This window comes from Erysipelatoclostridium sp. MSK.7.34 (assembly GCF_019041935.1).
Lineage (GTDB): Bacteria > Bacillota_I > Bacilli_A > Erysipelotrichales > Coprobacillaceae > Thomasclavelia > Thomasclavelia ramosa.
In genome coordinates, this window is the sequence record NZ_JAHPYJ010000046.1 from 1 (window position 1) to 9083 (window position 9083).

General features: G+C 31.9%; 11 protein-coding genes. 4 read left to right on the forward strand and 7 right to left on the reverse strand.

Features of this window, described 5'->3' with window-relative positions; translation table 11 throughout:
• Positions 1–499: site-specific integrase (locus KTF99_RS16350; RefSeq protein WP_217215657.1), on the forward strand; the 499-nt coding region annotated here is incomplete at its 5' end.
• 286 nt (positions 500–785) lie between these two features.
• Here KTF99_RS16350 and KTF99_RS16355 read toward each other — a convergent pair.
• The 7 genes from KTF99_RS16355 to KTF99_RS16385 form a co-directional block, all read right to left on the reverse strand.
• Positions 786–1007 carry a hypothetical protein gene (locus KTF99_RS16355; RefSeq protein WP_224209004.1) on the reverse strand — a complete coding sequence of 74 codons (222 nt, stop codon included), beginning with the start codon at positions 1005–1007 and terminating at the stop codon, positions 786–788.
• 208 nt (positions 1008–1215) lie between these two features.
• Positions 1216–1539 carry a MerR family transcriptional regulator gene (locus KTF99_RS16360; RefSeq protein WP_029480148.1) on the reverse strand — a complete coding sequence of 108 codons (324 nt, stop codon included), beginning with the start codon at positions 1537–1539 and terminating at the stop codon, positions 1216–1218.
• Between the two features lie 81 nt (positions 1540–1620).
• Complete coding sequence (locus KTF99_RS16365; protein WP_003537583.1) at positions 1621–1983, reverse strand: metal-dependent transcriptional regulator; 363 nt, start codon at positions 1981–1983, stop codon at positions 1621–1623.
• Between the two features lie 519 nt (positions 1984–2502).
• Positions 2503–2856 carry a class Ib ribonucleoside-diphosphate reductase assembly flavoprotein NrdI gene (gene nrdI, locus KTF99_RS16370; protein ID WP_003537582.1) on the reverse strand — a complete coding sequence of 118 codons (354 nt, stop codon included), beginning with the start codon at positions 2854–2856 and terminating at the stop codon, positions 2503–2505.
• A gap of 95 nt (positions 2857–2951) precedes the next feature.
• Positions 2952–4241, reverse strand: coding sequence for a phosphopyruvate hydratase (gene eno, locus KTF99_RS16375; protein WP_003537581.1), 1290 nt, complete (start codon positions 4239–4241; stop codon positions 2952–2954).
• Positions 4242–4403: 162 nt separating this feature from the next.
• Positions 4404–5153: an NAD(P)-dependent oxidoreductase gene (locus KTF99_RS16380; protein WP_308214324.1), complete on the reverse strand. Its 750-nt coding sequence runs from the start codon at positions 5151–5153 to the stop codon at positions 4404–4406.
• A gap of 186 nt (positions 5154–5339) precedes the next feature.
• On the reverse strand, positions 5340–5618 hold the full coding sequence (locus KTF99_RS16385; protein WP_308214325.1) for a hypothetical protein: 279 nt from the start codon (positions 5616–5618) through the stop codon (positions 5340–5342).
• 349 nt (positions 5619–5967) lie between these two features.
• On the opposite strand from KTF99_RS16385, the gene KTF99_RS16390 reads away from it, so the two are divergent.
• The 3 genes from KTF99_RS16390 (at position 5968) to KTF99_RS16400 (ending at position 8988) form a co-directional block, all read left to right on the forward strand.
• On the forward strand, positions 5968–6660 hold the full coding sequence (locus tag KTF99_RS16390) for an iron-sulfur cluster assembly scaffold protein (protein ID WP_003537578.1): 693 nt from the start codon (positions 5968–5970) through the stop codon (positions 6658–6660).
• 15 nt (positions 6661–6675) lie between these two features.
• On the forward strand, positions 6676–7674 hold the full coding sequence (locus tag KTF99_RS16395; RefSeq protein WP_003537576.1) for a GGGtGRT protein: 999 nt from the start codon (positions 6676–6678) through the stop codon (positions 7672–7674).
• A gap of 645 nt (positions 7675–8319) precedes the next feature.
• Positions 8320–8988, forward strand: a complete 669-nt coding sequence (locus tag KTF99_RS16400) for an HAD family hydrolase (RefSeq protein WP_003537575.1) — start codon at positions 8320–8322, stop codon at positions 8986–8988.
• The last annotated feature ends 95 nt before the right edge of the window (positions 8989–9083 follow it).

The following is a 9083-nucleotide window of genomic DNA, read 5'->3' on the forward strand; positions in this document are numbered from 1 at the left end:
GACAGTAGCCGATATTGATTTCAAGAATGAAGTTGTGATTATCGACCACCAGTTATTAAAGAGCAAGGAACAGGGCTACTATATTGAAACGCCTAAGACAAAAAGCGGAGCAAGGCAAGTGCCATTAAGCAGAGAAACGATACAAGCATTTCAACGGGTTATGAAGAAACGCCCAAAGGCAGAACCATTTGTGATAGACGGACGGGGCAACTTTCTATTTGTAAATCATAAAGGCAAGCCCAAAGTTGCGATTGATTACAATATGCTTTTTGTCCGTATGGTAGAGAAATACAACAAGCACCATAAGGACAATCCCTTGCCACATATCACACCGCATACACTACGCCATACGTTCTGCACAAGGCTGGCAAGCAAGAACATGAACCCAAAAGATTTACAGTATATCATGGGACATTCAAATATCAGTATCACAATGAACTGGTATGCTCATGCGTCCATAGATACTGCAAAATCAGAGGTTCAGCGTCTAATCGCATAGAAGTATTTACCACGATTTTAACCACGCTTGATAGCGAAAATATAAGAAGATAGACCTAGATATGTGAGGTTTACAACAAAAGCAAAATGCCCGTAGAGCCGATAAAATAAGGCTTTACGGACATTTAAGAAGATATAAAAAGATAGTCAAAAAGACATATATAATTTAAAATTAAATAATTTATTTCCTCTTCTCCCTTTTTCAGTATTATTTATATAAGTATGAAGCTTATCAATCTGTTGAGAAATTTCGCTACCTCAAGGGTTATCCAAGCCATATTTTTTTGCTATTTAGACATATTATTATCAAAATATTTTTCAAGCTCAGACAAATTTTGATATTGGGTAAAAATACCGTTCAAATTGAGCGGATCTTCGATTATGATATCCTTATCTTTTAAAATAGCAAAGATTTCATGAATATTATCTAGAGAAATACTCTCAAATAAATGACAACTATATTCAGCATATATATCCAAATCTATATAAATACCGTGATAATAATCCAATATGTGACCACATTGCAAATAGCAAATACCCATGATCGCCAGCTAACGCCGGAATATAAGTTCTGGAACATATCGAAAAAACCACTCTTTTGATATCCTGATAATTATATTTGACAATCCTTTCTTATGTTCTCCCTAATCATTATTTCTTCATTTGAGAAAAGAACGTGTACTTTATTTTCAATGTCTACTGGAATTTTTAAATAACCTAAAAAGCTTTCTTGCGTGATAAGTTTTTTTCAATTAAATCAATGATTCTCTGCTTTTTACCTATCTCTTTTAATAAATATTCTTTTTTCTGATTCAAACATGTATTTAAAGAAATTTCATTGTTAAATATACGTCTGATGTCTTTAATTGAAAGATCAAAAGAGCGCAACATAATAATATTTTTTATTATTCGAATATCTTCATAACTATAATTACGATAACCATTATCATCACGTGATGGCGAAATTAATTCCTCCTTTTCATAATAACGTAAGGTATCCTTTGTAGTCCCCAATAATTTTTCAAGTTCATTTGTTTTCATAACAACCTCTCCCTGTTATAAAATATAAAAATCTTAAAAAACCAAGAAAACGTAAGAAGCCTTCTTGCATCTTACGTTCAATTACTTGTTTAAAAACTTTTTAATTCCTTCAAATACTTCATCACTTATAATATGTTCAATCTTACAAGCATCATCCTCAGCTACTTCTTTAGAAACCTTTGCAGTATGCATTAAAAATTCTGTAAGACATTCATGTTTTTCATAAACAGCAGTAGCCTTTTCCGTTCCTTTTTCAGTTAGTTCAATATATCCTTTACTATCAACAATAATATATCCGTCATTCTTTAGAATGCCTACACCACGACTAACACTTGGTTTACTAAATCCCAACTCTCGAGCAATATCAATTGAACGGACATTACCGTTTTGTTTTTTTAATAATAAAATTGTTTCCAAATACATTTCACCAGATTCGTGCATCATCTACTCTTCCTCCAATCGTTTTATATAATTATACCAATAAAATAAAAAAAAGAAAACCGGAATGCTTCCGGTTTTGAAAGTTACGAACTTAATGTAAAGAATGATAATTATAATGGCTAAATTATTTATCACTTACTTGGATGTGGATTTAAAGTTCGTTACATTTGAAAATATTATTTATAACTTGAAGGATATTTTATAAATTACATTTTCTATCACTTTCTAATATGCCATGATTTCAAGGACAAAATACCATGGACGAATGTTTAGAGAATGAACTGATATAAAGGAAATTCACTACTATGTTTAAGGAATTTGGAAAATAGTTAAATCTATTATTGTTTTCGACGGGATAATTTAGTAAGAAGTATCCGTCTATGTCTTCGAGAAAAAGGTGAATAGCTTATCACGGATACCTTTCTTACTATTTTTTACTTTTAAAGAGTGCTAATAATTATATTAGGAAATTTTATCGTTGTAGGTATGATATATCAGCAACCTCTATCAGCAAATATTTAACTATTGATTATTAATTATTTTTTTAATTTCCTCTATATCTTCATCAGTTCCATCATTCTCAACTTTGTAAAGACAAGGAACATTGTATTGTTCAGCAATAACGTCACCAGCTTTACAGAATGCTTCACCGTATCCTTGATCACCACTAACTATAACACCTTTTAAATGGTCACCATTACTATTTAAAAATGATTCAACTTCCATAGGGACATCACCATAACCATCAGTATAAGTGATTAAGAGAAACGGCTCGCTAACAGCCTCATCTCCAGAAGATATTTCTAAGGCGTCGACACTTAAACGATCAACAATACTTTGAACATTACCTGTTCTTGATGCAAATACTACTTTCATACATTTCTCCTTTTCTCTAGTTAGCTTTAACTAACTGTCTATATGTTAGCACAGACTAACTGACTATGCAATAGTTTTTATAAAATTTATCCAAATTATTTATTCAATTGGTAAAATCCTGATAATCCAGAATATTTACTTTGTTTACCTAGACGATCTTCAATTCTAATTAATTGATTATATTTAGCAATTCGGTCTGTTCTTGATGCAGAGCCAGTTTTAATTTGTCCCGCATTTGTTGCTACCGCAATATCAGCAATAGTTGTATCTTCTGTTTCTCCTGATCTATGAGAGATAACTGCTGTATAATTTGCTTTTTGGGCCATTTCAATAGCTTCTAAAGTTTCTGTTAAAGTACCAATTTGATTTACTTTAATTAAGATTGAATTAGCTACACCGCGTTTAATTCCTTCTTCAAGACGTTTAGTATTAGTTACAAAGAAATCATCACCGACTAACTGTACTTTGTCCCCTAACTTCTCAGTTAGATAATCCCAACCTTCCCAATCATCTTGATCTAAACCATCTTCAATTGAGATAATTGGATATTTAGAACATAATTCAGCATAAAAATCAACTAATTCTTTTGAAGTAAATGATTTATTATTTTCTCCTGGTAATACATATTTACCATCTTGGTAAAACTCACTGCTTGCAACATCCATTGCCAATTTAATATCTTCACCTGGTTTATAGCCAGCCTTTTCTACTGCCTCTAGAATAGTTTTAATAGCATCTTCATTAGAAGCTAAATTTGGAGCAAAGCCTCCCTCATCACCAACTGCTGTATTTAATCCTTTTCCTTTTAAAACGGCTTTCAAAGCATGGAATACTTCCGCACCCATTCTGATTGCTTCTTTAAATGTTGGAGCGCTAACCGGCATAATCATAAATTCCTGAAAATCTACATTATTATCTGCATGAGCTCCACCATTAATGATATTCATCATTGGTGTAGGTAATACATAAGCATTAGCTCCTCCAATGTAACGATATAATGGTAAATCTAAGCTCGTCGCAGCACATTTAGCAATAGCTAAAGATACACCTAAGATTGCATTTGCACCTAACTTACCTTTATTTGGTGTTCCGTCCAAAGCAATCATCGTTTCATCGATTTCTCTTTGATTTGTTACTTCTTTACCAATTAATTCTTTAGCAATAATCTCATTAACATTTTTTACTGCTTTTTCTGTTCCTAATCCTAAATAACGGTTTTTATCACCATCACGTAATTCAACTGCCTCATGAACACCTGTTGAAGCTCCACTTGGTACTATCGCACTAGCGAATGCTCCACATTCTGTAGTTACTTCTACCTCTACAGTAGGATTACCACGTGAATCCAAGACCTCACGGGCATATACACTTTTAATTTTACTCATTTGTTTTCCTCCTTCATGATTCCTTAACCTGGGTGACTAAGCCAGGTTAGAAAGAATCATTTATTCACACGAAGTTAGTTTTACCTAACTACAATAAGGTTAGCACATACTAACCTTATGTGCAAGTAAAAAGCATTAAAAAAATCACAGAAATTTCTGCGATTACAAATCTTTTGTTAACTCATTATCCCAATCCAGATCATTATAACAAGCCCATAGACCATTAAGTGATAATTGAACCATACTGCTAACAGCTGCATCAGTATAAAAAGCTAAATGTTGTGTCATGACAACATTAGGAAATTGACGTAAATATGCCATATTTTTATTTTTAATTATATCAGTACGCATATCTTGATGATAAATTCCTTCTTCACCTTCAACCACATCAAGTCCTAAAGCCCCAATCTTCTTATTTTCGATTCCCCTGATTAAAGACTCGGTATTGCATAATTGCCCCCGAGCACAGTTAATAATGATTATTCCATCTTTCATTTTACTTATTGTTTGATCGTTAATTAGATGGTGCGTACTTTTAAGATACGGCATATGCAAAGAAATAATGTCACATTCTTGATAAAACTGCTCTAGGTCGACATAAGTTGCATATATTTTAGCGGTTTCATTTTGATGAATATCATAAGCTAATAAACGAGCTCCAAAGCCGGATAAGTTTTTTAAAACTGCTTGACCTATTCGTCCGGTCCCCATAATTCCTATCGTTAAATCTTTCATCTCTCGCCCTTCTAGCCCTTGTAAAGAATAATCATTTACCTGTCCTAACCACAAAGCTTTTTTATAATGACGTAACGATAACAGCATTAGCATAACAGTAAAATCTGCAACTCCTTCCGGTCCATAACTAGAATTACAAACCTTTATTCCTAATTCTTTGGCATATTCGATATCAATATTATATCATCTCAAAATGAATTCTAAACATTTTGTTGAATTTCATACACTGAAATTCTATCCTACATTATCTCTTTTAAAAGCAAGATTGTGTTTTCTACCATATCATTAGTTGCCTAATCGCAACACTCTACCAATTTCTTTGAATTAATCAATTCATCACATTCTGTATCAATAATAATGATTCTACCTTTCACCTTTATAAAAATTATCCTTATTAATAGCATGATATGTTTTAGCGCTGACTGGAATATGTAAAGAAATAAAGTCCGCAATTGAACTAACTGAATAAGGATTATTTGAAATACCAATTCCTAATACCTTGGTAGCCTTAATATTAATATGATCATACCCAATTGAATGGATATTAATGAATTTAACACCATTCCTTTTTAATAAGATTAATAATTCATGATTCAAGATTGAATTTTCGACAATGCTAATTGCTTCAAAAATTGCTATTATAAATAATTTTCTTTAGTCAAAGGTTCTTTGAGTAGTTTAATTTCTCCCCCCATATTTCAATAAAAATCATCTTAGTGTTATCCCTATATATCTTTACGATGATTAAACATGGGTATTTTCATACTCATAGCCTGTTCAATATGTTTTTATTAGTGTAATAATATTATATTAAAAGGTATTCATAAACTCCTTTTTTTACCGATTATTTTGTCGAATTTATTTTGATAATCGTTGATGTTTCATTGACTTTAACTCGGCTTTATTCTATACTTTACTCAGGTGATTTTAGTTCGCCTTAAATAGCATGACTAGCTATTTATAATCGAAAACACGAAGGGAGTTAGAAAAAATGATTTATTCACACGAAGTAGAACAAATGTGTAGTGTCGCTCAAGGTGCTTCACATGGATGTGCTCCAATTCCTGAAGAAGGAAAATGGGTATATTCTAAAGAAATTAAAGATATCTCTGGTTTAACTCATGGTATCGGTTGGTGTGCTCCTCAACAAGGTGCTTGTAAATTAACATTAAACGTTAAAGAAGGTATCATTGAAGAAGCATTAATTGAAACTATCGGATGTTCAGGGATGACTCACTCTGCAGCGATGGCTTCAGAAGCATTAGTAGGAAAAACTTTATTAGAAGGTTTAAATACTGACTTAGTTTGCGATGCAATCAATACTGCAATGAGAGAATTATTCTTACAAATCGTTTATGGACGTACTCAATCTGCATTCTCTGAAGGTGGTTTACCTGTTGGAGCTGGATTAGAAGACTTAGGAAAAGGTTTAAGAAGTATGACTGGTACTTCTTATTCAACAAAAGCTAAAGGTCCTCGTTATCTTGAATTAACTGAAGGTTATATTAATAGAATCGCTTTAGATGCTAATAATGAAATTATTGGTTATGAATTTGTTAACTTAGGTAGAATGATGGATATGGTTAAAGCTGGAAAAGATGCTAATGAAGCAATGAAAGAAGCTACTGGAACTTATGGTAGATTCGATGATGCTGCTAAGTACATCGATCCAAGAAAGGAATAATAGGAGGGTACGAAAATGGCATTATTTGAAAGTTATGAAAGAAGAATTGATCAAATTAACGCTGCACTAGCTAAATTTGATATCAAATCAATCGAAGAAGCTAAAGCTATCTGCGATGAAAAAGGAATTGATGTTTACGAAATCGTAAAATCAACTCAACCAATCTGTTTTGAAAATGCTTGTTGGGCATACACTGTCGGTGCTGCAATGGCAATCAAAAATGGAGATGTTAAAGCTGTAGACGCTGCAAAAACAATCGGTGTTGGTTTACAATCATTCTGTATTCCAGGATCAGTTGCTGATGACCGTAAAGTAGGTTTAGGACATGGTAACTTAGGTTCTATGTTATTAGATGAAGGTACTGAATGTTTTGCTTTCTTAGCTGGACATGAATCTTTCGCTGCTGCTGAAGGTGCAATCAAAATTGCTGAAAAAGCTAATAAAGTTAGAACTAAACCATTAAGAGTTATCTTAAACGGTTTAGGAAAAGATGCTGCAAAAATCATCTCAAGAATTAACGGATTCACTTACGTGGAAACTCAATTCGATTATTTTACAGGTGAAGTAAAAGTATTATCTACAACAGCTTACTCTGATGGTCCTCGTGCTAAAGTTAACTGCTATGGTGCTGATGACGTTAGAGAAGGTGTTGCTATCATGCATAAAGAAGGTGTAGATGTATCAATTACCGGTAACTCTACTAACCCTACTCGTTTCCAACATCCAGTTGCTGGAACATATAAAAAAGAATGTATTGAACAAGGTAAAAAATATTTCTCAGTTGCTTCTGGAGGAGGAACTGGACGTACTTTACACCCTGATAATATGGCTGCTGGTCCTGCTTCTTACGGTATGACTGACACTATGGGACGTATGCATTCAGATGCTCAATTCGCTGGTTCTTCATCAGTTCCTGCTCACGTAGAAATGATGGGATTAATCGGTATGGGTAACAACCCTATGGTTGGAGCTACAGTTGCTGTTGCCGTAGCTATCGAGGAAGCTTGTAAATAGACAAGATGTTCTTAAAAAAGTGTGATTAATTCACACTTTTTAATTTCTAAATATAAACACTATTTAACACGCTTATACAATCCTTCAACTTTAATAAAAAGAGCGCTATTTTTCATTCTCGTCCACAATTCCACTTATCAAGACGAATAAATATAAAAGAGTCTTTTTTATTATGGTCTTAAAAAAGTTTTATCTCATCATTTTTGAGACTACTATCATTGTTCTAGACTCTATTTTTTAATTTTCATTAATGCTTTTTTCTTGTAACATCAAGATACTTAATAAAAAATACTAACTATACTTTAGATATTCAATAACTCATTTATAAGTCCTAATGTGGTACCCTATTTCAGTTTATAATTTTCAGGTATATTTCTTCTCTATCTATACTCATCAAACAATGCCCATATCACTAGAAAACGTAATTTTTTACATATATTTAAAATTGCTACACTATTTTTATTACTTATTTTTAAATATACAAAATAATAGATATCAATTTAAACAGAAAAATAATATAATAATTTCTATTATTTGATAAAAACATTTAAAACCAATATGATTTTTTATCATATTTCATCTTTTACCTTTATAAAAATAGAATTATCATGTAATCTTATATTATAAAGTAAAGGAGGGTTTAATATGCTAAAAGCAATTATCTTTGACATGGACGGTTTGATGGTTGATACCGAAATCATCTCATTCCAATGCTACAAAGATATTATTGAAAGTTATGGTTTTAACTTTACAAAAAAAGAATACATAGAAGATTATCCTGGAAAATCTGTTATTTCATCAATGAACTTTATCAAAAATAAGTATAATATAGACTTTGATACGGATGAAAAGATAAATCAATTTAAAATATTGGAAGAGCAATACTTACTAAAAAACAGTGTAGAATTAAAAAAAGGACTAATTCAACTATTGAAGTATTTAAATATTCACTATTATAAAACGATTGTTGCAACTTCCAGTGGTAAAGAAAGGGCCGAAAGAATACTTGGTGAACATAATCTTATGAAATATTTCAATGGTATTGTATGCGGTAGTGAAGTAGAACATGGAAAGCCGGCTCCAGATATTTTCTTAAAAGCTTGTGATAAATTAAATGTTGAACCAGAAGAAGCACTTGTATTAGAGGATAGTGAAGCGGGTATTCAAGCTGCATCTGAAGCAAAAATATCAGTTATCTGTATCCCTGATATGAAATTTCCTCAAGAAAAATATCTAAAAAAAGTTGAGCATGTCTATGATTCATTAGAAGATGTTATTTCTTATTTAGAAATGAAAAAAGATATTTCAAAATAGAAATATCTTTTTCTCTTATCAAGCTATCTATTTAATCACTTAAATCATCACCATTAGTGGCAATAACTTTTTTGTACCAATAGAATGAATCTTTA

What these genes read in the sequence shown, in the direction of transcription:
- KTF99_RS16390 (WP_003537578.1), top strand. Translation starts at nt 5,968, where the DNA reads ATGATTTATTCACACGAAGTAGAACAAATGTGTAGTGTCGCTCAAGGT.
- KTF99_RS16365 (WP_003537583.1), bottom strand. Translation starts at nt 1,983, where the DNA reads ATGATGCACGAATCTGGTGAAATGTATTTGGAAACAATTTTATTATTA.
- KTF99_RS16400 (WP_003537575.1), top strand. Translation starts at nt 8,320, where the DNA reads ATGCTAAAAGCAATTATCTTTGACATGGACGGTTTGATGGTTGATACC.
- KTF99_RS16360 (WP_029480148.1), bottom strand. Translation starts at nt 1,539, where the DNA reads ATGAAAACAAATGAACTTGAAAAATTATTGGGGACTACAAAGGATACC.
- eno (WP_003537581.1), bottom strand. Translation starts at nt 4,241, where the DNA reads ATGAGTAAAATTAAAAGTGTATATGCCCGTGAGGTCTTGGATTCACGT.
- nrdI (WP_003537582.1), bottom strand. Translation starts at nt 2,856, where the DNA reads ATGAAAGTAGTATTTGCATCAAGAACAGGTAATGTTCAAAGTATTGTT.
- KTF99_RS16395 (WP_003537576.1), top strand. Translation starts at nt 6,676, where the DNA reads ATGGCATTATTTGAAAGTTATGAAAGAAGAATTGATCAAATTAACGCT.